Consider the following 20,841-nt stretch of genomic DNA (forward strand, 5'->3'; position numbering starts at 1 on the left):
GGAAGGCCCATTTTGTATGGGCCTTTCCTGTTGGTATGCAGAAGCAGGCGGGTACTAAAGCGCATCAGAAACGGATATCATTCAGCAGCCCGCTTTTAAAGGTGTCATAGAACAGCTCCCAGAACATAATGCCCCCCAGGTGATTTTGCCGGATGTATTCCGTTTTTAATTGCAGGGACCGCTTATTGTCGCCTGTTACAAAAAGCTTTCGATCTTTATTGAACCAGTAAGGTGCTGCAGCATGCTCGTCCCAGTATTGGATAAACCCGCTGCTTGCCGAAAGAGAATCCGTATTCCACCGGTAGCCACTCATGAACAGGAATTTGCCAGGCTGGAAAAGGCCGTTATTGATCGCAGTATCTACCTGAAAAGCGCGTACATAAAAAGGTACGCCCACAACAATCTTCCGGAGCGGAAAATTTATTTTTCTGAAGAACCGGATAGCCCTTTCAACAGACTCTTCATCGGGCGCAGCAGAATATAAGGATGACTGATGCCCCGTTTTTGTGGAATAGCCATGCACCAGGTCATAAGTCATCAGATTCACAAAGTCTACTGTGCCGGCGATCTTCTGCCATTCAACAGATTCGTTTAAATAATATTGAAAGCCTCCTGCAGCGAATGTTACCAGCTTTTTGGCGCCCAGTTTTTTTCTCAGGCTTACCACCAGGCTGGTGAAGTTTTGCTGATCGGCGGGTGAGAAGGGGTGCCCGGGTACTCCCTGTATGGCGGGATACTCCCAGTCAAGATCAATGCCGTCAAGCCGGAAGTCCGCTAAAAAATTCTTTACGGATGCAGAAAACTGTTCAATACTATCCGGGTGACTGAATGTACCTGAGCAGGGTCTGCAACCGCCCCAGCCACCGAGCGCGATCATTGTTTTGAGATGCGGATACCGGCGCTTTATGATCTGGAATGCCTTTAATGCTGCTGTATCTTTTGCCCTGAATACGGCAAACTTTCCCAGGCTGTCCAGGTGCCCGAATCCGTATATAAGATGAGTAATCCTTCCCAAATCATACTGTAACAGGGTAGCACTGTCGCCGGAATAGTAAGCAACGATCTTATAATTTGTTTGCCGGGCGTTTGCACTGAGCAATACCAGGAAGAAAACAGCTGTTAAACTCCAATTTTTCAAAACTATTTGGTTTTGTACCGGAATATACTACAATTCAGCAATACATGCCGCTAAAAACCGGATCGGCCCTCGTGCTTTTGCAGGACCGGAAGGAGGGCCAAAAGAATGTAGATATGTGCAATCAACAGTCCTGCATAATCAGCCCATCTGCTTTCAGGTGCCCGAATAATAATAGAACGCCCGGTACCTGTGCCGGTTCTTTTCGGTAGGAGGGCTCATCAAAAAACCGCACTGCTGCAATTTCATTTCGGGGCTCTATATCCTGTGTCAGTTCATACAGAAAGCAGTCCTGCTCCATTATAATATAATCCGCTTCTCCATAGGCAGGCGCAGTAATGTGCCGGAAAAATGTCAGTTCCTGTTCTTTTATAACCAGGCTCAGTTCTTCTTTTATTTCTCTTATAAGTGATTGAACGGCTGTTTCTCCTTTGTCAATTTTGCCACCGGGTAAATACCATGCCTGCCTGTTCTTGCTATAAGCTAATAAGAGCTGCCTGTTTTTTATAACCACCAGTCCGGCGGTTGGCAGCTCTTTTATTGTATTGTTCCTGTTCATTTTCCTGCAAACTTTAAAATAGCGCCGGCAAAGATAACGCCCGCGCCTAATAAGGCAAAGTGGATTAAAGGATCAGTTGCTCTGACCAGTGAAGCCCTCCGCTAAGCCCAGCATCTGAAAATTCAATATGGATGACCCTTCTTCTTTTTTTATTAACGGTTCTGCCTGACCTATGCAGGAGCAGGGGCTTCATGATCATGATACCGCCCCGCGGAACTTTGCAAATGGTGGGTTGCTCCCTGTGCTTATTAAAACGATCCGGTGAAAGAATCCCGCTTTTATGAGAACCGGGAATAACTTTTAATGCACCATTGTATTCATCTGTATCGTCCAGGTGAATACGGATGGTAAAGTTGTTCTCTAAAATTTCAACGGGTGGCTGAACTGCATATTGACCCTGCTTAACCGTCCATAAACTGTAGCCGTCCGTATTTATTTTTTTATCCACTGAAATGGTCAGATCCTGATGGTATGCCACGTACCAGTTGGATGTTTCAGGCTTATCGAAGTAAATGCTTTTGGTTACAAAATAGATGCTTCCAAACACCTCATTAATGACTGCTTTCAGCCGTTCATTAAAAATTAACGGCAATACTTCAGGTATCTCTTTTAAGAACTGCCGTATTGCAAAGAGATCCTTTGATCTCCGGAACGTGTTGTGGTGGGTATCTGTATTGCTGATGGCAGCAATGAGCGTATCTATTACGCCGGGGGTATAAATATCCGGGATGATTGCGAACCCATTGGTGTTTATAGCGGATTGGACCTGGTCAGGATGGTTCATAAAAAATCAGATTAACAATAAGAGCTCCGGCCGGATTACAAGTCTTTCAATAAAATTGGGCCCGGCCCATTATAAGCAGTCACTCCCGGGTTTAAAAACCAGCCTTTTTATAATTTTATATATCATCTTTCGCTGAGCGCGTTAATGTCTTTAACTTCTAATACCTGCTGCAGACTTCCTTTTGTTACAGCATTGATCATTGCCCTGCCTACCTGCTGCAGGGTGCTTACGCTATCGGGAGCAATTGCTTTAAGCACCGGGTAAAGCCAGCTCAGGTACCTGTAAGCGCGCAGGGTAAACTGCTGCCCGGGCACTGCTTTCATAAATGCTGGCCGGAACATAAAGGCATTGCTGAACCCGGCTGCCAGCAGGCCGTTTTCTGTTTTTCCTTTTACCCGGGCCCACATGGAGCGCCCTTTTTCCGAGCTGTCGGTACCGCGTCCGCTTACATAAATAAAAGTTATCTGCGGGTTCTGGCGCAGCATCACCCTGGCAAAATGCATAGTTGTATCATAGGTAATGGTACGGTATTGATCTTCCTTTATGCCGATACTGCTGATGCCCGCACAAAAGAAGCAGGCATCATAGCCTTTCAGCATTTCATCATCCATCTGAAGTTCCCGGAAATCGGGCACCAGGTATTCTTTTAATTTAGGATGTGTTTTCCCTGCCGGCCTGCGGCTTACAGAAAGAACTGCTGCTACCTGGGGGCTCTGAAGGCATTCCAGTAAAACGCCTTCACCAACCATTCCGGTGGTTCCGGTAATTATTATTCTGATCCCCATGTTTTTTATTATTATAATGGTTTGTGTAACGCTACTGCACCTTTTTGGGAGGCACAGTATTGCCTGTTGTTTTTTTAAATGCCCACCCCATACAAACCGGCCATAGTTTACCGGTGCCTGAAAATGGACCCGTTTTATGATCAGGCTGGTCCCATCACTGCAAAGACATAAGTCCAGATAATGAAAAAAAGCTGCAGTGGAATCCGGAACCACAGGTACTTTACTCCCTGCCCTGTAAATGTTGTTCTTGCTCCGCCTTCTCTGGAAACTGCAGCATAAATATTTGCGGGCAGAATAACCAGGAAAAAGCAAATAAGCATCCAACCTGTAAGGATGCATGTTTGTGTAAATAAAAGTCCTGCAGCTGCGGCTATTTCGAGGATCCCGGTAAGCAGAATGAGCAATATCCTGCCCGGAATGGCTTTGGGCAGCATCAGGGCCATTTCCTTTGGCTTTGCAAAATGCGCAATGCCGGTAAAGAGCAGCATTACTGCCATTGCAATGCGCCCTGCCAGGGAATAGTCGTATACGCCACTCACAAGCCTGATGACGAGCAGGCTGAGTATAAAGGCAATGATAAGGATCAAAAAGGGCTTCATATGTTCAATAAATGGGTTTTTACTTTTGTGTATGATGTTCCTGAAATTGCAGGAGTTATTTTTAAAGATAATAAAAAACAGGCAGCGCTGACAGTGAACCACATTGCTGTTCATTTTTCGTTCAGCAAGATCCGCAAAATTAATGAATACTGGTTTTTGAGAACACATGGATCACTATTACTCCGGCTATGATCAGCGACAGGCCAATAATAGCAGGAAGATCCGGTATCTGCCTGAAAAAAACAATGCCCACTAATGTGATCAGTACAATGCCCACGGCCGACCATATGGCATAGGCAATGCTAACTGGTATTGTTTTAAGGGTAAGGCCCAGGAAGTAAAATGCCAGTATGTATCCTGCAATGGTTGCTACAGAGGGCAGGGGCTTTGAGAATTGTTCGGATGTTTTTAGTGCCGAGGTGGCGATGGTTTCAAATAGAATGGCAAGGAACAGGAAGATGTAATTTTTCATTGCATATTTTTTACACAGGCAAAAATAGGACTGTTGCTGATGAAATGTTGCTGGTTTGCAGTAAAACGGAGCGGTTTCTTAAAAGCCTGGTGACAGTATTTCTAATTATGATCGATCATCCACATACTGATGCCGAAACCGGCATAAGTGCCTTGCGGGTTATCCTCATTGGGCCCCTGGAAATCATAAATGTCGTTGTGCCGGTACACCATCCCGATGCCCTTTGCATACTTTTCAAATCCCACTTCTTTTAAGCCTAACTGTGTGCCGGACGTTGGGGGAATGTTTAAGACGGTATTGTTTTGCTGAACGGACCATACGTCCCTGTAGGTGTGGTTATCAACCGTTGTATCTCCAAAGTTATAGTAGCTGAAATTCCAGGTATTCATATCCCTGCCGGCCTGTGTATCATACAGATCGGCATAAGGGTCTGCTGCCAGGTAGGCATTGCCTTTCCAGCTGGCACCTGTGTAAATAGGGTTGGTAATCTTTATTACCTTTATATTGTCTTCAGTAACTTCAATGCTGTTCTCAGCCGGCGTTATGTAATAAAGGCCATCATCTTGCCAGTTGCCCGTTCCATCGGCATTACGGAGGGTACGGTGCACAACAAAGGTTTGCCTGCCCTGGTTATCGGTGGTTACGGATTCTATTAAGTGCTTTACCTGGTACTGATGCACCGCTACCTGGCTGCCGCTTCTGACAAATACGGTAGAATCAACCCGGTAGGTGATATATTTCCCTACTGAAAGCGGGTAATAATCCTTTATACTGTCTTTCGGCACAAAATCGCTGTTCTTATTTCCGCAGGAAAATAAAAGAACGTTCAGGATAAAAAGGGGCAGTAGGAAAAACAGTTTTTGCATTTGGCGTTGCTTTGAATACAATGAACAGGATTACCGGGCAAAAGGCGATCTGTTGCCGGAGCGGATGATGCCCCCACCAATAACGTCATCGCCTTCATAAAACACAGCGCTCTGGCCAGGCGCAATGCCTTTGGCATTCTGGTAAAAAGCCACTTTTATATCGTTCCCTTCGGGGTACAAATTGGAAAGGGTGCCGCTGTCCTTGTAGCGGATCTTTGTAATGGCTTCCATGCCTGGCGTAATGCTGTCGTATTTTATATAGTTGATCTTTGTAACCTGCATTTCATTTTTCTCAAGATCCACTTCATCCCCCAGCATAACGGTATTGGTGTCCGGATTGATCTCTGTAACAAAAGCCGGCCTGCCAAGGGCTATATCAAGCCCCTTCCGCTGCCCGATGGTATAAAAGGGATATCCTTTATGCTGCCCCAGCACTTTCCCGTTCTTATCTATAAAATTGCCGCCGTTTACACGGTCTTCCAGTCCGTCTACCCTTCTTTTCAGGAAGGAGCGGTAATCATTGTCCGGCACAAAGCAAATTTCATAACTTTCGCTTTTTTTTGCCAGTTCCGGATACCCGTAATCCATTGCCATCTGGCGGATTTCCGTTTTATGAAAGCCACCCAGGGGCAGGATGGTTCTTTTGAGCAGGTCCTGTTCAACGCCCCAAAGCACATAGCTCTGATCTTTGGCAGGGTCAACCGCCTTGCTGATCACATAGCGGCCGTTGTTATGCCGGCGAACTTTTGCATAATGCCCGGTTGCAATAAAATCGCAGCCCAGGGCATCGGCTCTTTTTAACAGCGCACGCCATTTAATATGTGTATTGCAAAGCACGCAGGGGTTGGGTGTGCGCCCTGCCAGGTATTCCTCTACAAAATCATTCACCACAAAGTCGCCAAATTCTTCGCGGATGTCCAGGATAAAATGCGGGAACCCGTGCTGCACAGCCGCCATACGGGCATCATTAAAACTATCCACATTGCAGCAGCCGGTTTCTTTTTTGCTGCCACCGCTGCCCGTGTAATCCCATGTTTTCATAGTAATGCCGATCACTTCATAGCCCTCATCATTCAGCATCAGTGCTGCCACTGTGCTGTCGATGCCGCCGCTCATTGCTACTAAAACTTTTCCTTTTTTGCTCATAATAATAGTTTGCAAAGATAAACCAAGAAATCGGAATAAAACAGCGCCCATTTTTTATGGCACCATCTGGCGGGCATACAGGGCTGGCACTGCAGGTAACGTGTTGTGAATCAGATGATACGCACTTTATCACCGGAGGGTAAAATTTTATGGTGATTCTGCCTGAAAAGATTATCTTGCCGGATGAATTTGTAAATTAAAATAAGAGCACTATGTTAAAAATGCAGATCATCGGCAATCTGGGAAGGGATTGCGTTGTAAATAATGTGAATGGAAAAAGCGTGATCAATTTTACGGTGGCGCATACTGAAAAATACCGGGACAGCCAGGGCAATAACCAGGAAAAGACCACCTGGGTGGATTGTGCCTGGTGGACAGACCGCACCACCATTTCTCAATATTTGACCAAGGGAAAACAGGTATATGCGGAGGGAACTCCCGAGGTAAGAAGCTTTACCCGTACTGATGGTACCAGCGGTGCCGCGTTATCGCTCAGGGTTCGGGAGGTACAGCTGCTGGGCGGCCGTGCAGACGGCAGCGCTCCTGTAGCTAACGGGGGATATAGTTCTGCTTCCGGGAACGCTTCCAACCCGCCTGTTGGTGGCGACGATACGGTTGATGACCTCCCGTTCTGATCAATTGATTTTTTTTAGCAGCCCCTGCATAAGGGGCTTTTTTGTGAACGGTATTCTGTGCAGGGGCAGGGTCAAAACAAAGCGGTCCGTTTTGCCGGGCGCTTTTTGATCGGGCTAAATGCCTCTTTCTTACCAGCACCCTGTTGTTATGCCTGTGTTTAATGCCTGTGAATGCACGGCCCCCGTTTGCGGAAGCGTGATTGAATGTAAAGCCGGTACAGGCCGGACTGATGGGTCCGGGGTTTTTATACAGCTTCTCAAATACGTTCGTGCCATAGTGGCGATTGATCCCATTAAATTTATGTGCCTTACCTCAATTTTGCGCTCTATTCATTTTATCTTTACAAAAAACGATAACTGAATGAGACCTGTTTTTATTGTTGCGCTGGGCGTAGTACTGCTTGGAGGTTGCAACCTTAAACTGAAATCCAATACAGATATTCATAAACTTTCAGCCAAAGAGGCTGAAGCTGTTTTACAGGGTAGCTGGCTGATTTACGAGGTAGGTGTTAAAGAAACGGACGATGAGGTACAGGATTTCTTCAGGGATACGCTCCTGCATCTTAAAAATGCAGCAGAATTAACAACGCTGGCCATTACACCCGGTCATCATTTTATTACGGAGGACAGTCTGGGCAACCAGACCCAAAGAACCTGGGAGTTCTTTCCTCCCAACCTGATCGGTTTTAAGCACGATGATATGGTGTTTGAGATTGCCGGTTTATCTGACAGCACGCTCACCCTGGATCTGAGGCTGGATCATAAAAAAAGAACTGTAAATGTGCTGCTGGCCTGCTACAGGGTGAGCCCGCAGCAATATGGAAAAGCGCTTACTGATCCCTCCTTAAACAAATGGCGGGCAAAACCGGGCAGGGCCGAAGATCCTGCAGCCATTGCACAGCGCGTGGTCAGCCTGTTGCAATACAATGCTGTTTATTTAAAGGCGATTGCTGATTCCCGCGCAGATTATTTTAATACGCGCAGGTTCCATTTGCCATTCTCCTATTATAACGGAGGCGTCGGATTAAGAAGTTTTGATTCCACCTCACAGTTTGCCGGTTTGTTTTTTAATACAGAAAATGCCAGAGAAGCTTATGCATTGTTAAAAGAGAACCTAAATGTACGGCCGTATCCCCGTATAGATAATTACATGCTGGCCTATGCCGCCTTCTTCAAAGACCTGGGAGAAGTGATTGCGTTAAACACATTCCAATAGGACATTTCAAAAGCAGGCCCGTTGTTATTGAACCACCTGGTCAGACGCGTCGGCGGAAGATAAGGTTTAACACAAATAGGATCACAACAGCACCTAATGCACCTTGTAAAATGGTGCCGATAGTGCCGGAGCCAAAACTGATATGCAGTTTGCCCAGCAACCAGCCGCCTACAAAAGATCCTAAAATACCAATGATGATATTTCCGATCAGCCCCAGGCCGCTGCCCTGGAAAATAACGGATCCCAGCCAGCCGGCAACGGCCCCGATAAGCAACGTCCAAAGTATATCCATTTGTTGTAAGATTTAAATGTTCAGGTCTTTTATTTCTAAATATATTGATTCTTTTTGTTCCGGCGCTTAAAGGCCAGATTTTTTTTACAGAAGATTTATGGCTATTGTTGTTACTTTGTAAGATGCAGGAAATGAACTATTCCCTTGAACATTTACGTGATTTTACGATACAGGTTTTTAAGAAAATAGGCTGTTCTGATAAAGACGCAGCAACGGCAGCAGCAGTATTGCTTTCGGCTGATTTGCGTGGGGTGGATTCGCATGGAGTGGCACGCCTGGCCGGCTATGTGCGGCTTTGGGAAGTACAGCGCGTAAATGCAACGCCTGGTATAAAGGTGATCCATGAAACCCCGTCTACAGCTGTTGTTGACGGAGACAGGGGGCTGGGCCTGGTAGTGGCTCCCTTTGCCATGCAGATTGCTATTGAAAAGGCAAAGAAGGTTGGCACCGGCTGGGTAAGCGTACAGAACAGTAATCATTATGGTATTGCAGCAGCACATGCTATGCAGGCACTGGCGCATGATATGATTGGTATTTCTATGACCAATGCAAGCCCGTTGGTTGCCCCAACTTTTTCAACGGCAAAAATGCTGGGCACCAATCCTATTTGCGTGGCAGCTCCGGCCGGCCGGCAGCCCGCGTTTGTGGCAGACCTGGCAACCACTACAGCGGCAAACGGGAAGCTGGAGATTTTACAACGTAAAAATCAGAAGGCACCGCCTGGCTGGGTACAGGATGCGGAAGGAAACCCGACTACCGATGCGGATATTTTAAAGCAAGGCGGCGCTTTGCTGCCCCTTGGTGGCGACAGGGAGCATGGCAGTCATAAAGGATATGCATTGGGCGCAGTGGTAGATATTTTTTCGGCAGTATTAAGCGGAGCTAACTATGCACCCTGGGTACCCCCGTTCCCGGTATATGTACCGATGCCGCAAAAGCAGCCTGGTAAGGGGATCGGGCATTTTTTTGGTGCCATGCGCGTGGATGCCTTCAGAACGGTGGATGCTTATAAACGGGATATGGATGACTGGATCGAAGGGTTCCGGAATGCAGCTACCATAAAGGGGCAGGATAAAGTACTGATACCGGGCGACCCGGAGCGTGAAACAGAAATAGTAAGAAGACAGGAAGGAATACCGCTGTTGCCTGCAGTTGTAGCCGACCTGAAAGCCCTCGGAGACAAACTGGGTGTGGCTTTTTAAAATGAATGCTGTTTACTGATGATTTTTTACGAAATTCGCGACCGGGCAAAATTGACGGGCGCTGCCGGGCATGGCAATGCTTTTTGTCAGGAACGCTTCAAAAAAACAAAAAATAAAAAAGAAATAAACAGGGACACTCATGAAGGTAATGAAATTTGGAGGTACCAGTGTTGGTAAACCGGAACGGATGAAACATATTGCAGCGCTTTTGCAGAAAGAAACAGAGCCTGCTATTGTAGTGCTTTCCGCGCTTTCCGGAACCACTAATGCACTGGTTGAAATTGGCAATGCGATTGCAGGGGGCGACAGGCATACTGCGCAGCAACTGATCAATAATTTAACAGAGCACTATAATCAGTTTATACAGGAGCTGTTCTCAAAAGCGGAATCATTGGCAAAGGCCCAGTCAATTGTTGACGAGCATTTTGAATTTTTGAACATCATTCTTAAAATATCTTTTAGTGAAGCGCTGAGCAAGGACATCCTGGCCCAGGGCGAGCTGCTTTCCACCAAAATATTTTCAGCATACCTGGAAGAGATCGGCGCTTCCTATGCGCTGTTGCCCGCGCTGGAGTTTATGAGCATTGATGAGAACGAGGAGCCCCAGATTGGCAGTATTCGTATTAAGCTGACACAACTGCTGAACCTGAATAAGGATAAAAGAATACTGGTAACACAGGGCTATATCTGCCGGAATGCAAGAGGAGAGGTAGACAACCTTAAAAGGGGCGGCAGCGATTATTCCGCGTCCCTGATCGCAGCGGCCATTAATGCATCGGTTTGTGAAATATGGACGGATATTGACGGCATGCATAATAATGACCCCCGTGTGGTGGGCACAACCCGGCCTGTTGAACAGCTGAGCTTTGAGGAGGCGGCGGAACTGGCCTATTTTGGCGCCAAGATCCTGCATCCCGCTTCCATATGGCCGGCACAGCAATATAAGATACCGGTGAGGCTGCTGAACACCATGGAGCCGCAGGCAAAGGGCACATTGATTACCCTGGAGCCCAGCGGGCATGGCGTAAAAGCAGTGGCCGCAAAAGATAATATTATTGCCATCCGTATAAAAAGCAGCCGTATGCTGCTGGCTTATGGTTTTCTGAGAAAGATATTTGAGGTGTTTGAAAAATACAAGACCTCAATTGATATGATCACCACTTCCGAGGTAGCCGTTTCACTGACTATTGACAGCGCAGAGCACCTGGAACAGATCATTAAGGAACTGGAAGTATTTGGAACGGTGACGATAGACAGGGAGCAAACCATTGTTTCTGTTGTAGGCTATAATATTAATGAAACCGAGGAGATCATAAAAAAGCTGTTCGGGTCCGTAAAAGATGTGCCTATCCGCATGGTGTCTTACGGGGGAAGCCCGCATAATATTTCTTTACTGGTATCTGCTGATGAAAAAGTACATTTGCTGAAGCAGCTGAATAAAGGGATGTTTGGGCTGGATTAAACTCCCGCAGAACGCATAGAATGATGCTGAATAATATGTTTTTCTTCGTTCCGAGGCTCCGGAACGATGGGGAAATATACCCGGCATAACTATATCGCTGATCTGCTCGTTTTTGCAGGCACCCGCACAGCAGGGCCGCTGAACTGTATTTCCGCCATTGTATCCGTTTGAAAAAAGTCTATTGCATACCGGGTTTTGGGGTTGATGAAAAGATTTACGGTAACCTGAAAATTGAAAATGCAGCCTTGCATTTCATCAACTGGCTGGACCCGGAAGAAGGAGAGTCTTTCCGCCATTACTGCCAGCGGATGTCAGAACCGATCGATTCCGAAGACCCGGTTATTATAGGCATTTCCTTTGGAGGGATGGTAGCCCAGGAAATTGCAGCTTTCAGGAAAGTAAAACTGATCATCCTGATCTCCAGCATCAAAACAAGAGCCGAAATGCCGTTGAGCATGCGGATAGCAGGTACATTGCGGCTGAACAGGCTGTTCCCCGTTAAAATGATCCAGCAAAGCAACCAGGTCTATAAGATCGCTAACCGCAGATTAGGCGCCTATACAAAAGAAGAGCAGGAATTTGCAAATGTTTACCGTAAAAATGCAAAGATCAGTTACGTGAACTGGTCTTTTGATCAGATCCTGAACTGGCGAAGCGGGGGAACGCCGGAAAAGATGATCCATATCCATGGCAGCAAAGACCGGATCTTTCCTATAAGAACCATTCAGGCCGATTTTATTATTGAAGGCGGAACGCACATGATGATATGGAACCGGTCGCAGGAAATAAGTCGGATCATTAACGACCAGCTTGCTGATGAATAGGAAGGAACTGCCCGAAAATGCGAAGAGGCATTACATATTCCCAAAACTTATGGGGCTACCGTGGAAATTTTTAATTTTCCCGCTGTTCAAATGTCTTTTTCGTTGCATTTTTAACAACGAACCTGTAGCTGCTTTTTGACAGACCGCCCCGATGGCTTTTAATCCGTATGAGATAATCTTATTACAGGGATATTGCCTCTGCGAGGCAGCAGTTCCATTGGGAACGGACGCAGGAACCAATCCCTTGCTGAAAAACAAGATCCTCCCCGGAAGGCACTGCCTGCATTCATATTTCCGGAAATCCCCGGGAACATTTTTATGCAGGACGCATTAGCTGGTGCTGTGGCTAATAACCTGTTTTGGCAAAGGCCTCCTCCTGTTTTTTGATTGCTGATTCCCCGAGGTGCTCTGCAGCGATGATGACCCTGTAGGTGAATTTTTTGCTTTCTCCCGGTTGCAGGGTAAGGTTCAGGGAATCTTTCCCGTTACTGAACACAAACCTTCCCAAGGGGTTCAGGGCAAACAAGCCATATCCCCGTGCATGCCAGTAAGTAGGGTACCCCGTATTGGAAGGATGGTCCAGCAGGGCAATGGTAATGGGAGCGCCGTCTTTCCGGCCCTGCAGCATGGCCCAGGTCCCCTGGCTGCTCCATACCGCATCTCCTTTCAGCCCGTTTGATGCATAATACATGCCGGTAGCTTTTGGGTTGCCCGATGCGGCGACTGTTGTTGCCGTACCATGCACATCTGTAAATGTTTTTGATTCCGCGGAAGGCATTTCCAGTTCTTTGGCTACTCTTATTGCAAAGAAGCCATCTTTTACATCTTTAAAGACCACTGGTTTTTGAAGGGCTGTAAGCGTGGTAGACCGTGTTATATAGAACAACCGGTCTTTAACCTCAAAAAAATAAGTAGTGGTTTCATTCAGCAGTTGTTCTCCTGAATGCGTAACCCAGGTAGCTGTTGTTTTTAAGGTAGCAGTAGTGGCTGTCTGTGCTTTATCAGTGATCTGCCGGTGCATGATGGTGCCGTAATGCTCCTTTTTTGAAGCAGGAATGGCAGAGGAATTATTCCAGAAATCGATCCCGTTCACTGATTCATAATTCAGCCAGATGCCTACATGGTGCGGATGGTCAGTACTTTCGCCGGGTATGGGTTTTACGGGGAAACCGCGTGTAACTGTAATTCCGCTCAGTGTATTTACAGGATAAAGAAATGGTTTTGCAATGCTGTCCGTATAACAATAGGCGGTCAGCAGCCGGCCATTATAAAGCACTGCCACCTGCTTCCGGGCAGGCTCATCCACCAGTTGAAACCCTGTAAGGGCCTGACTGTTTGCGGTCAAAAACAAGGTTATCGCCAGGAGGGAGAAGCTGTATTTCATATGCTTGTTATTATTCTATTACATGTCAAGTGCCAATTCTGTGAGTATCAAATGCTGCCGGGTGAAATTTAAAGGCCGGCTATTTACCGGATAAAATGATCACTCAATCGTTGTATCTATTCAAAGATAGTCAATGGCTGCTATATTCTAATGGTACCCGCTAATGCAGTGTATAACCTTTTGTGGCCCGGGAAGCTACCGGCCATGGTTTGTAGTTTATGAACCAGAAATATAGCATGGTCCCGGAGGCTTTGCCTTCTTCAGTTCCGACAGATAGCTATTTTCTTCAAACTTATATTACGCCGCGCTGCGGCTCTGTGATTATTCTGGATGGTTCAATAAATAATATAGGTGCGCTGCACCTTTACCATACGCTATTTGGAAAGCATAGCTGCTGAGCAGGCCGGTCCATAGCAGCAAACAATCATAGCCCCCCAAAGGCGCGCAGCGCCGTAATATTAAAAACAGGATGGACAGGGTGCGGCCAGTGACCGGAGGAAATGCTTCTGACGGACGGGTAACCCTGATGCCCGTTATTATAAGGGTTATTTTCAAAAAACCTGGCTTTTACTGCTGTACTGCCGGCTACAAACAAAAAGAGGTGATCTGTACGACCCCCTCTGTATACTTTAAAAACAATGATATTTAATTGTGCCCCGGCTGCACCTTTATGGCTGGGCCGGTCTTTTTAGCGCCTCTTTTTAAACCGCCTTTCAGGTCAACAAGAACAGGAGCCGCCACAAAGATAGAAGAGTAGACCCCGGTTATCACGCCGATCAGCATCGCAAAGGCAAATCCTCTTACTGCCTCACCACCAAAAATGAACAGGATCAGAACCGTAAGGAATACTGTAAGAGATGTCATAATGGTACGGCTCAACGTGTCGTTGATGGCTTTATTCACCAGTTGCTTCTGATCCAGGTTGGGGTACAACCGCCCGTCTTCCCGTATACGGTCAAACACCACCACCGTGTCGTTCATGGAGAAACCGATCACGGTCAGTATCGCCGCAATAAAATGCTGGTCGATCTCCAGCGGGAAAGGCACAATATCCCGGAAATAGGAGAAGACAATCAGTACCACCAACGCGTCGTGCAACAGGGAGAAAATGGTGCCCAGGGAGTACCTCCAGTCGCGGAAGCGGAGGAAGATATAAAGGAAGATGGCCAGTATGGCCAGGATCGTGGCCTTTACCGCGCCCCGTTTCAGATCGTCCGAAATGGTAGGTAATACGATTTTGGAGCTGAGTTTATATTGATTGTCGAACTGGGCAAAGGTAATACCGGCTGGCAGATAGGTTTTTAACCCGTCATACAGCTTATGCAGCACGATCGAATCTGCCCGCTGACTGTTGGGATCCTTGATCAGGTAAGAGGTCGTAATATCCAGCGTGCTTGCATCACCTACTGTTTTGATGCTGGGGTTTTCATTATCAAAGGTTTTCTTCAGGTCATCACGTACTTTCTCAACATCTACTTTTTTATTGAAATCAATACGATAGGAGCGGCCTCCGTCAAATTCCACACCATAATCAAACCCATGGAAAATGGTACCTAGTGAAAGCAGCAGGATCACTACTGAAATAGCGTAGGCAATTTTCCGGAACTCAATAAATTTGAAAGCGCTGTGTTTGAAAATGCTGCGGCTCAGGCTGGTAAAATACTTGAGGTGACGGTTCTTATCGGTGAACCAGTCCGTAACCCAGCGGCTTACCAGGATACCACAGAACAGGGAGAGCAACAGACCCAGTATCTGGGTGGTTGCAAAACCTTTTACAGGCCCCAACCCAAAATAATAAAGAATGATTGCTGTGATCAGGGTAGTAACGTGGCCATCCAGAACGGGAGAAAGGGACCGGTTATAACCTTCATTGATGGCTGTAATATATCCCTTGCCCTTGGTGAGCTCTTCTTTGATCCGCTCATAAATGATTACGTTACTGTCCACCGCCATACCAATAGTCAGTACAAGACCCGCAATACCCGGGGCAGTCAATGTTGCTCCAAGGCCCGCCAGCACGCCCACCGTAAACAGCAGGTTCAGGATCAGGGCAATATTAGCAATCCATCCACTGGTATTATAATACACCAGCATCAGTATAAAGATGACAATAAATGAAATGGTGAACGACATTAAGCCCCCTTTAATGGCTGCCTGTCCAAGTGTGGGCCCAACCGTTTCATCAGAAACGATTTTTGCCGGTGCGGGCAGTTTCCCTATTTTCAGGATATTGGCAAGGTCTTTTGCTTCATCCTGGGTAAAGCTCCCGGAAATGCTGGAACGGCCTCCTTCGATCACATCATTTACGATAGGGGCAGAATAAACCTGGTTATCTACCACTATCGCTATATAACGGCCCTTATTGGCTCTTGTCATGTCGGCCCAGATGCGGCTTCCCACAGCGTCCATTTCCAGGGAAACATTGGTTTTGCCCGTCTGGTCAAAATCATAGCCGGCATTGGTTACATGCTCGCCCTCCAGTTTTGCTTTATCTTTCCCGTAGGTCTTAATGGCATATAGTGCCACCATATTGCTTTTCTTGTTGCCGGCACCCACTCTTTGAGGAAGACCATACATCCAGGCAACTTCCGCCGGGAACTGTGCTTTTATAGCTGGCGTGTTTAAGATCTCCCGGACAGCAGCAGTGTCTTTGATGTTCACCTGGCCAATCATACCCACATCCGCCAGGCGGCCCTGCTGATCCATAGCGGGTATCAGCCAGCCCCAAAGGTGCTTCCTGGCTTCTGCCTCCTGACTGGAAGCTGCATCAGTGGTTTTGGGTGCATTCTTATCGCTGCCGGCCAGTTGCTTCAGTTGCTCTTCCAGCTTTTTGGAACTATCCTGGGCAGGGGCTTTTGTTGAATCGCCGGCTGCCCCGGCTGCGGCCGAATCAGTTTTTGCTGTACTGTCTTTTGCCGTTTTTCCGCTGTTCCGGGCAAAGAACAGTTCATCCGTTTTTTGCAGGTTGGCCCATAGTTCAGAAATATTGTACACTTCCCAGAACTGAAGGTTGGCTGAGGCCTGCAGGTTTTTACGAACTCTTTCCTTATCCTGTACGCCCGGCAATTCCACGGAAATGATCTGCTTATTCGGGTCAGGGTTAATGCCCGGCTGCGCTACGCCGAATTTATCAATACGGGTAGTGATCAGTTTGGCGGTATTGTCAAAGGCCGCTCTTGACTGATCCTGCAAAAATTTGATCACTTTTGAATCGCTGTCGGTCACTTTAATGCTTTCATGGTTTGCTGTAGCAAAGATCGAGGCCAGCGGGGTGTTCGGGCTTAATTTCTTAAATTCTTCAACAAACAGGCTGATGAAATTCGCATCACTGTTACCCCTGCGTTTGTCGGCATTATCCAGTGCTTTCAGAAAAACAGGGTCGTTTGAGTTATTCGCCAGTGTTTTCAGCAACCCGGTCATTTCCACTTCAAGGGTCACGTTCATACCACCCTGGAGATCCAGGCCAAGGTTCAGCTCTTCTTCTTTGGCCTTCTGATAGCTGATAGCGCCGGTGATGCCATAGGTAATGGTTTCATCTTTGGTGCTATCCTTCAAACGGCTCAGGCGCTCATTATAAATATGCGTTAATGTTTCCTGGTACACTTCCTGGGAGTCCTTATTGGATGGGTACTTTTGGACAGCAGTCTGGTAATTGGCATTCACATAATTCCGGGCAATCGTCTCTAATTTCTTTTCATGGTTGCGGACAAACCATGTAAATGACAGCTGGTAGAGTGAGTAGATAATGAGTAAGATTGTAAAAAATCGAACCAGTCCTTTGAGTTGCATACGTTTTTGTTATTTTAATCTTGGGTTCCTCTTATTTTTAAAGGGGGCAAAGATAAGGTTTATAGGCATAAATTGAATTTCGTTTTATACACGGTTTTTCTACTGGATAAATTTCTGAGTTGCCTGGTTTTTTATAGAATATTTCAATTTTTAGACCTGAGAAGTTCGATCCTGTCTTTGTATCCCCTAAATTTGCGTGAATTTATTTAAAAAATAATCTTTAAAAATTTAAAATGTCGTTATCTTCTCTTTTACAGCGTTTTAGTGAACCTGAGACCTTAAAGATGGCCAAGCTGGGCCGAGAATTAAGGGCGCAGGGCATTGATGTGATTGATCTGAGCCTTGGCGAACCGGATTTTGATACCCCCGAGCATATAAAGGATGCCGCTATAAAGGCTATTAATGATAACTGGAGCCATTACTCGCCCGTTCCGGGATTCTTAGATGCCCGCGAAGCAGTTTGCACCAAGTTGAAGAGAGATAATAACCTGGAGTATAAGCCGGAACAGATCGTAATATCAACAGGCGCCAAACAAAGCCTTGCCAACGCGATCCTGGCTTTGGTAGATGATGATGAAGAGGTGATCATTCCAACCCCTTACTGGGTAACTTATTCAGAACTGGTAAAAATTGCAAGGGGCAAAGTAGTGGAAATAAGGACAACGGTTGAAAAGAAATTAAAGATCAACGCGGACGATCTGGAAAAAGCCATTACCCCAAAAACAAAGGCTTTCCTGTTTTCTTCTCCCTGCAATCCTTCCGGCGCCGTGTATACTAAAGAAGAACTGGCCAGCCTGGTGGAGGTATTTAAAAAGTACCCGGATATCTACATTATTTCTGATGAGATCTATGAATATATTAATTATGTAGGCCGGCATGAAAGCATTGCCCAGTTTGATGAGATCAAAGACCGGGTAATTGTAGTAAACGGGCTGGCAAAAGGTTTTGCGATGACGGGATGGCGCATTGGTTATACGGCATCAACCGTTGAAATCGCAAAGGGAATGGAGAAGCTGCAGGGACAGATCACCAGCGGTACCAACACGATTGCCCAGAAAGCAACAGTGACCGCGCTTACGGCAGACCTGGCTCCTTCCATGGAAATGACGAAAGAATTTGCCCGCCGTAAAAAACGGGTAATGGAACTGATCAGCGATATACCGGGTATTTCCTGCACAGAGCCGGATGGCGCCTTTTACATTTTTCCGGATATGAGCTATTATTACGGTAAATCTGATGGGGAAACTACGGTAACGAACTCCGCAGATCTCTGTATGTATTTGCTGAATAAAGCACATGTTTCATCAGTAATGGGAGCTGCTTTCGGGGAGCCGAATGGCGTTCGTTTTTCTTTTGCTAACAGCCTGGAAAAGATTGAAGAAGGATGGGCGCGTATTAAGAAAGCGCTTGCGGCGCTGAAGTAAATTTCTATTGGTTTTATCATATAATTTTTTTGAGGATGCTGATCGGACCGGCATCCTTTTTTTGTAAATTTATAGTAACAACAACCTGATCAGAGTTCTGGTAGATCACACTATTGCTTTTAATTAAAAGAGCGCATTAATTGATTTTTAAAAAACTAAGCATCACAAAACAATTGTTGGGTCCTGCTTTTTAGAGAACATGAAGCTTTCAGGGGTAATTTTTCTGATACTTGTTACCGGCCTTACCGGAACAACATGGATGGGGTGCCAAAATGGAGCCTCTCAGCAGGTAACGCATATGACTGCTGAAGCAAAGGGCATTATTGCAATGCCTGATAGCCCTGCAAAGGTAGATTCAATCATTGTTTATACCGGCCGCAATCGTAAAAAGAGCACACTGGATACCTTATTTAAAATAGGGTTTGAACTGGTGGAACGATTAAAATACCGGCAGGCAGAGCCCAAACTGCTGGATGCTTATGGTGTTTATAACCGCGATTTTTCGCGTTACGACATAGCGCTGGAAAGTCATCAGAAAAGTATAGAACTGGCCAGAAAGAATAAGGATGTTCATACCGAGATCCGTGCATTGAATAATATAGGTGTAGTGTACCGCAGGTTAGATGAGAACGGTAAAGCAATTACCAACCACATGGCGGCCCTGCGGCTGGCAGAAAAGACAGGAGATGATTTCAGCGCCAGTGTTGCGCTGAACAGCATTGGTAATATTCATATAGTGCTTGGAAACTACGACGATGCAATCCGTTATTTCCAAAAAGGACTGCCCATTGCCCAGAAGGCAAAAAATTACCTGGGCATGGCCATGAATTATAACAATATTGGTGAGGCCTATGAATTAAAGCGGGAACTGGACTCCGCCGACAGCTATTATAAACAGTCTCTGTTCTATAATGAAAAAATAAAAAGCGCCAAAGGTATAGCCATCAGCTATAACTCCATCGGGAGCATTCTGAAAAAAGAAGGCAAATTAAATGAAGCGCTGACCTTGTTCAAAAAGGCAAGGATCATTACAGACACGCTGGGCGATGAAATTTACCGGGCAGGCAATTACAACAGCCTGGGGGATATTTATTTAAGGTTGAAACAGTACGACAGTTCCAGAAATAAGTTTCTGAGCGCGCTGGTGATTGCAAAGTCGATCGGAACCATGACGGAAGCCCGGAATGCCTATGAGGGCCTGATGCGGCTAAATGAACAGACAGGGCACCTGGACTCAGCGCTTAATTACAGCAAGCTTTTTAAGGCATATAGCGATAGTATTGTAGCGGAAAGTAACAACCTGCACGTGCGCCAGATGGAAGCTTTATATTCTACAGAAAAAGAACGGGCAAAGATCAACGCGCTTGAAACCAAACGCAGAAATGATCATATATTCGGATTTGGCGCACTCATATTATTTATACTCATACTGGTTTCCGGTATCTTATATTATTTAAGGTACCGTTTGCTGGAGCACAATAAACGGCTGCAGCAGCAGCTGGAAATAAGAACGCAGATTGCATCAGACCTGCATGATGATATGGGCTCTTCCCTCAGCAGCATTCATATTTTTAGTGAGCTGCTGCGGAAATCAGGAAATAATAAAGAAGAACTGCTGACCAAAATAGAGGAGAATGCAAGGGATACGCTGGATGCGCTGGATGACATCATCTGGCTGGTAAAGCCTACCAACGATCGCTTTGAAAATCTTTGTCAGCATATAAGGGAATATGCAGTGCCCATGTTTGAATCAAAAGAGATCCGTTTTACCATTGATTTTCCTGAATCAATTGCCGAAATCCCGCTGCCAATGGATGTACGCAGAAATATTTTCCTGATCATTAAGGAAAGCGTGAATAACCTGGTAAAATACTCCCAATGTACTGAAGCTGCTATTACTGCCATTGATGAAGATACTGTAATATTCTTTGCCATAAAAGACAATGGCATTGGCTTTGACGCTGCAAAGCTTACCAACCGGAATGGTGTTAAAAACATACAGGCCCGGGCTAAAAGCATGAAGGCTGATATAAAAATCACCACCGCCAGCGGTGCGGGCACACTGGTTGAGTTTTGGGTAAAGAAAGACCGTACCGCCGCTGCCGAGGCATCCTGAAATGGCAGCATCGGTCATTTGCCAGTTGCGGAAGCTGATCAAAAGGCGGCAGGATTAAAATTTTCAGGGCCCTCTCTTTTGAGATCACCTTATTGCCCTGCCTGCAATGAGCAGGAGCGCTGAAAGGCGAGCCTGCCGGAGGGTTGTAAAC

18 protein-coding genes are annotated in these 20,841 nt (G+C 46.2%); 7 read left to right on the plus strand and 11 right to left on the minus strand.

Annotation, left to right across the window (positions count from 1 at the left end; all coding sequences use genetic code 11):
- Nucleotides 1-64: 64 nt before the first annotated feature.
- From A8C56_RS05610 to mnmA, 8 genes are all read right to left on the minus strand, one after another.
- Nucleotides 65-1,138, minus strand: coding sequence for a glycoside hydrolase family 18 protein (locus tag A8C56_RS05610; RefSeq protein ID WP_084490028.1), 1,074 nt, complete (start codon nt 1,136-1,138; stop codon nt 65-67).
- 121 nt (nt 1,139-1,259) lie between these two features.
- Entirely contained in the window at nt 1,260-1,694 is a 435-nt protein-coding gene (locus A8C56_RS05615) for an NUDIX hydrolase (protein ID WP_084490030.1), read from the minus strand.
- Between the two features lie 64 nt (nt 1,695-1,758).
- Nucleotides 1,759-2,478, minus strand: coding sequence for a phytanoyl-CoA dioxygenase family protein (locus tag A8C56_RS05620; protein WP_067753177.1), 720 nt, complete (start codon nt 2,476-2,478; stop codon nt 1,759-1,761).
- Between the two features lie 122 nt (nt 2,479-2,600).
- Entirely contained in the window at nt 2,601-3,263 is a 663-nt protein-coding gene (locus tag A8C56_RS05625; protein WP_067753180.1) for a Rossmann-fold NAD(P)-binding domain-containing protein, read from the minus strand.
- Nucleotides 3,264-3,403: 140 nt separating this feature from the next.
- Nucleotides 3,404-3,862, minus strand: a complete 459-nt coding sequence (locus tag A8C56_RS05630; protein ID WP_067761633.1) for a DoxX family protein — start codon at nt 3,860-3,862, stop codon at nt 3,404-3,406.
- Nucleotides 3,863-4,001: 139 nt separating this feature from the next.
- Nucleotides 4,002-4,334, minus strand: coding sequence for a DMT family transporter (locus tag A8C56_RS05635; protein WP_067753183.1), 333 nt, complete (start codon nt 4,332-4,334; stop codon nt 4,002-4,004).
- 101 nt (nt 4,335-4,435) lie between these two features.
- Nucleotides 4,436-5,200, minus strand: a complete 765-nt coding sequence (locus tag A8C56_RS05640; RefSeq protein ID WP_067753186.1) for a hypothetical protein — start codon at nt 5,198-5,200, stop codon at nt 4,436-4,438.
- A 30-nt stretch (nt 5,201-5,230) separates the two neighbouring features.
- Nucleotides 5,231-6,346, minus strand: coding sequence for a tRNA 2-thiouridine(34) synthase MnmA (gene mnmA / locus A8C56_RS05645; protein ID WP_067753188.1), 1,116 nt, complete (start codon nt 6,344-6,346; stop codon nt 5,231-5,233).
- 212 nt (nt 6,347-6,558) lie between these two features.
- On the opposite strand from mnmA, the gene A8C56_RS05650 reads away from it, so the two are divergent.
- Entirely contained in the window at nt 6,559-6,981 is a 423-nt protein-coding gene (locus A8C56_RS05650) for a single-stranded DNA-binding protein (protein ID WP_067753191.1), read from the plus strand.
- Between the two features lie 361 nt (nt 6,982-7,342).
- The gene (locus A8C56_RS05660) at nt 7,343-8,197 is read left to right on the plus strand and encodes a hypothetical protein (RefSeq protein WP_067753195.1); all 855 of its coding nucleotides are present in this window, start codon (nt 7,343-7,345) and stop codon (nt 8,195-8,197) included.
- 40 nt (nt 8,198-8,237) lie between these two features.
- Here A8C56_RS05660 and A8C56_RS05665 read toward each other — a convergent pair whose 3' ends face one another.
- Nucleotides 8,238-8,489: a GlsB/YeaQ/YmgE family stress response membrane protein gene (locus A8C56_RS05665; RefSeq protein WP_067753197.1), complete on the minus strand. Its 252-nt coding sequence runs from the start codon at nt 8,487-8,489 to the stop codon at nt 8,238-8,240.
- 131 nt (nt 8,490-8,620) lie between these two features.
- Here A8C56_RS05665 and A8C56_RS05670 point away from each other — a divergent pair, with 131 nt between their 5' ends.
- The 3 genes from A8C56_RS05670 (at nt 8,621) to A8C56_RS05680 (ending at nt 11,977) form a co-directional block, all read left to right on the plus strand.
- Nucleotides 8,621-9,691 (plus strand): Ldh family oxidoreductase, encoded by a 1,071-nt coding sequence (locus A8C56_RS05670; protein ID WP_067761635.1) that lies wholly within the window; start codon nt 8,621-8,623, stop codon nt 9,689-9,691.
- A 139-nt stretch (nt 9,692-9,830) separates the two neighbouring features.
- A complete protein-coding gene (locus A8C56_RS05675; RefSeq protein ID WP_067753200.1) occupies nt 9,831-11,153 on the plus strand; it encodes an aspartate kinase in 1,323 nt (440 codons plus the stop codon).
- Between the two features lie 167 nt (nt 11,154-11,320).
- Nucleotides 11,321-11,977 carry an alpha/beta hydrolase gene (locus A8C56_RS05680; protein WP_067753204.1) on the plus strand — a complete coding sequence of 219 codons (657 nt, stop codon included), beginning with the start codon at nt 11,321-11,323 and terminating at the stop codon, nt 11,975-11,977.
- A gap of 346 nt (nt 11,978-12,323) precedes the next feature.
- On the opposite strand, the gene A8C56_RS05690 is transcribed toward A8C56_RS05680, so the two are convergent.
- On the minus strand, nt 12,324-13,361 hold the full coding sequence (locus A8C56_RS05690; RefSeq protein WP_067753209.1) for a DUF6807 domain-containing protein: 1,038 nt from the start codon (nt 13,359-13,361) through the stop codon (nt 12,324-12,326).
- A 645-nt stretch (nt 13,362-14,006) separates the two neighbouring features.
- Nucleotides 14,007-17,150: a protein translocase subunit SecDF gene (secDF, locus tag A8C56_RS05705; RefSeq protein ID WP_067753214.1), complete on the minus strand. Its 3,144-nt coding sequence runs from the start codon at nt 17,148-17,150 to the stop codon at nt 14,007-14,009.
- 233 nt (nt 17,151-17,383) lie between these two features.
- On the opposite strand from secDF, the gene A8C56_RS05710 reads away from it, so the two are divergent.
- The gene (locus A8C56_RS05710; protein ID WP_067753217.1) at nt 17,384-18,574 is read left to right on the plus strand and encodes a pyridoxal phosphate-dependent aminotransferase; all 1,191 of its coding nucleotides are present in this window, start codon (nt 17,384-17,386) and stop codon (nt 18,572-18,574) included.
- A 199-nt stretch (nt 18,575-18,773) separates the two neighbouring features.
- A complete protein-coding gene (locus A8C56_RS05715) occupies nt 18,774-20,690 on the plus strand; it encodes a tetratricopeptide repeat-containing sensor histidine kinase (protein ID WP_067753220.1) in 1,917 nt (638 codons plus the stop codon).
- The last annotated feature ends 151 nt before the right edge of the window (nt 20,691-20,841 follow it).

The organism is Niabella ginsenosidivorans (assembly GCF_001654455.1).
Lineage (GTDB): Bacteria > Bacteroidota > Bacteroidia > Chitinophagales > Chitinophagaceae > Niabella > Niabella ginsenosidivorans.

Bases quoted from the DNA above. Each gene is read 5' to 3' on its own strand.
- A8C56_RS05615 (WP_084490030.1), bottom strand. From the start codon at position 1,694: ATGAACAGGAACAATACAATAAAAGAGCTGCCAACCGCCGGACTGGTG.
- A8C56_RS05620 (WP_067753177.1), bottom strand. From the start codon at position 2,478: ATGAACCATCCTGACCAGGTCCAATCCGCTATAAACACCAATGGGTTC.
- A8C56_RS05625 (WP_067753180.1), bottom strand. From the start codon at position 3,263: ATGGGGATCAGAATAATAATTACCGGAACCACCGGAATGGTTGGTGAA.
- A8C56_RS05630 (WP_067761633.1), bottom strand. From the start codon at position 3,862: ATGAAGCCCTTTTTGATCCTTATCATTGCCTTTATACTCAGCCTGCTC.
- A8C56_RS05635 (WP_067753183.1), bottom strand. From the start codon at position 4,334: ATGAAAAATTACATCTTCCTGTTCCTTGCCATTCTATTTGAAACCATC.
- A8C56_RS05640 (WP_067753186.1), bottom strand. From the start codon at position 5,200: ATGCAAAAACTGTTTTTCCTACTGCCCCTTTTTATCCTGAACGTTCTT.
- mnmA (WP_067753188.1), bottom strand. From the start codon at position 6,346: ATGAGCAAAAAAGGAAAAGTTTTAGTAGCAATGAGCGGCGGCATCGAC.
- A8C56_RS05650 (WP_067753191.1), top strand. From the start codon at position 6,559: ATGTTAAAAATGCAGATCATCGGCAATCTGGGAAGGGATTGCGTTGTA.
- A8C56_RS05660 (WP_067753195.1), top strand. From the start codon at position 7,343: ATGAGACCTGTTTTTATTGTTGCGCTGGGCGTAGTACTGCTTGGAGGT.
- A8C56_RS05665 (WP_067753197.1), bottom strand. From the start codon at position 8,489: ATGGATATACTTTGGACGTTGCTTATCGGGGCCGTTGCCGGCTGGCTG.
- A8C56_RS05670 (WP_067761635.1), top strand. From the start codon at position 8,621: ATGAACTATTCCCTTGAACATTTACGTGATTTTACGATACAGGTTTTT.
- A8C56_RS05675 (WP_067753200.1), top strand. From the start codon at position 9,831: ATGAAGGTAATGAAATTTGGAGGTACCAGTGTTGGTAAACCGGAACGG.
- A8C56_RS05690 (WP_067753209.1), bottom strand. From the start codon at position 13,361: ATGAAATACAGCTTCTCCCTCCTGGCGATAACCTTGTTTTTGACCGCA.
- secDF (WP_067753214.1), bottom strand. From the start codon at position 17,150: ATGCAACTCAAAGGACTGGTTCGATTTTTTACAATCTTACTCATTATC.
- A8C56_RS05710 (WP_067753217.1), top strand. From the start codon at position 17,384: ATGTCGTTATCTTCTCTTTTACAGCGTTTTAGTGAACCTGAGACCTTA.
- A8C56_RS05715 (WP_067753220.1), top strand. From the start codon at position 18,774: ATGAAGCTTTCAGGGGTAATTTTTCTGATACTTGTTACCGGCCTTACC.